This is a genomic window from Candidatus Magnetaquicoccus inordinatus, from assembly GCF_004217665.1.
Lineage (GTDB): Bacteria > Pseudomonadota > Magnetococcia > Magnetococcales > Magnetaquicoccaceae > Magnetaquicoccus > Magnetaquicoccus inordinatus.
Window position 1 is genome coordinate 1 of record NZ_RXIU01000329.1, and the last position, 2,632, is coordinate 2,632.

Sequence of the window (2,632 nt, forward strand, 5' to 3'; positions counted from 1 at the left end):
CCCGACTGCGTACTTGAGCCGCAATAATACGCTCCTGGCTTTTCAGGTACTCAAACAGTCCCCAAAGCAGGGCAATGACCACAATAATGGCGATGGTGGTAATGGTAATGCTGGCGTCTAGGCAGGCGGTGGTGGGCATGGCGTTCCTGTCGGTAGGGGTTGATCCTACCGACAGGATAGGGAGGGTGATTCGGGAAGGTGAAGATAACGGATGTTAGCAGGGGGAGGTGTGATGCCCGATAGCAATTCTTATCGTTAGGTGGGTGTTTTCGCTGTTTCCGGTTAGGTTGTTTCAATGTCCAGTAAATTCAACAATTACATAATTATATGCGGCGCTTCGTGACTGCCAGCCAATTAATAAATAAATGGCAGTTTTAGTTGTGGATTGGGCAGAATGACATCTTTGGGGGTGATTGCTGTTCCTTTGTGTCTTTTTTCACCCTGTGGGCCACGGACCAACAGATCCCTTTCGTATATTGCGGCACCGAGAACTTCCCTGATCATATCAACGTGGGCAGGAGTATCATTGAATTTTTGGTGCAAGAACGCCTCGAAAGACACACCCTTGGATCCAACTTGGTCAAAGATATATTTAGGAATATCTTCCCGTAATTGTTCGATACTTTGTTCCCTGTCTGTGTCGCCAAAGAGAAAGGCTTGTTGCCCTGTTACTTTCGGGTCGTGCCTTGGATCGTAAGCTAATAGATCCAGTCCGTGTCCTCCATGGTGGATGAAGTGTGTGTGCATAGCCCAGTGCAAGCGCATCATCTCATCCCTGGCGCGGAAGTGATTTGATAAATGGATAAACCAATATCCGCGTGGACAGGCAGAAGAACGAATAAAGAAGGGCGTATAAAAAAACGCCCCTGACTCAACGCGAATACCCTCGCTCAACCCAATTTCCAGTTGTTTCCTCCATAGTTTGCGGGTTGTCGGATTGTTGTCCTTGGATGTGTATCTTTCTAGCCCAATCTGTTGCAGTACCGCCGGTGTGCGTTCTGCATTGAAATAATCGATCAAAACATCGACAGAGAAAGTCAATAACACTTCCGCTTTTGGGAGATTATGAAAGATTTGTCTGATGAGGGGCATCGGCACATCACGATAACCGTACTGATCCAGCAAAAAGATAGCGCGTTCCTGTCTTGTTGATTTGATATTATTAATAATTTCAAGTAGTTTATCAGAAAATGACCCATGGTGAGTGGTAACGTTCTGACGGAAAGGAATATCGCTTTCATTTAACACACGTTCAAGGCTCTGGAAACCGCCAAGGTCTTGTTCTACAAAGATAAATGTCGGATTTATCTCAATCTTTTTCGTGCGTTCCTGATTGATCAGGTTAGTTGCATCATGGACAGCTCGCATCATGATCAGAGGAGAACCTTCATATTCCTGATGATCATCCCACCTTCTGTAGATGCCGCCACCGGCAAAGCCATCAACCAATACTAAACGAAGAAGTGAAAAGTGCCAATTGGCTGTCAGTACCTGGATATAACGGGTAAGGTAGCGTCGTAGTACCTCATGTTTTGCAATGCTATGAGGATGAATAATAGGTGGTTTGTTATTGTCATCACCCCACTTATAATGAACCTTCGGCATGACCCCTCGTGACTTTATGTTGCAATACACGCCTGCACAGGTAGATCCTGTATTTCACGCCCCACAAGAGACTTGCCGTTAGCTTTTTTACCTCTCTTGATTCCATCTGCCCCGAAAGTTCCCCACTGCTTGAAAAAGAAAAACGTGTTCTTGTCTAAGCATTGTTGATAAAGATCCTCGGCCCATGCGGGTTCCATTGGACGCGCTTTGGCGCCAGATTCCCCACCAACAATTACCCAATCTATCTGTCCGGTTCCCAACCATGGTTTTAAATCCAAAGGGCCAAGCAATGGTTCACAAGAGACAAAATGAATCCTGGCGGGCGCAGAAAGTATGGCTTCGAGGCGTTTTTCTGCCCAATCTTGCGTTTCAACAGTTGTGCCTAGCCATAAATTATTTGGCCAGTTATTACCCCATGGCACCATATTTGTTATTTCCTCAGGACGTTTACTGACCAAAAGCCAGTCCAGATCGGGTGTTTGTTCTATCAGTGTCCATAAACGTGCGCGCCACGGATCAAGATCGCTTCTCGCTTCAAAAACATCAGCCATTGAAGCACAAAAAACTCTTTGTCTTTGTTGCTGTTGTTCAGCGTTAGCCTGCCATTTCATCGGGTTGCGCCAATGGTTATCACCAAAAAAACGGCGAGGAGCTTCTTTGCCCCATAGGTGAGCTCCGACCCGCTTAGCCCAAATTTCTGCGTAACAGTTTGCACACCCTGTAGATGCGCGCGCACACCCCCACCAGGGGTTGAAAGTGTGATGCGTCCACTCGATTTTGGAATCCTTGCCCATTCTTGTCTCCAGAGGCTGACATGAAACCGCAACATCGCTTAATTATATAATAATATTGGATGTTTGGCAAGTAATCCAATGCTTTGTCTGAATTATCTTGTTAGATGTTTTAGACACGTCGTATAGCCGACAATGAAACACAATAAACATTGCCCCCCTGACGACCCAGGCCGTCAGGTTGCAAAACCAAAGATCTTACATGGACGCTTTTAGCAGTAGATCCATCGCTCTGT

The 2,632-nt window shown here is 46.2% G+C and carries 2 protein-coding genes; both read right to left on the minus strand.

Annotated elements, in window-relative coordinates:
- Positions 1 to 354: 354 nt before the first annotated feature.
- Positions 355 to 1,605, minus strand: a complete 1,251-nt coding sequence (locus tag EJP87_RS15280) for a three-Cys-motif partner protein TcmP (RefSeq protein WP_130472723.1) — start codon at positions 1,603 to 1,605, stop codon at positions 355 to 357.
- 14 nt (positions 1,606 to 1,619) lie between these two features.
- Positions 1,620 to 2,399 carry a DUF5131 family protein gene (locus tag EJP87_RS15285; protein WP_130472724.1) on the minus strand — a complete coding sequence of 260 codons (780 nt, stop codon included), beginning with the start codon at positions 2,397 to 2,399 and terminating at the stop codon, positions 1,620 to 1,622.
- Positions 2,400 to 2,632: the final 233 nt, after the last annotated feature.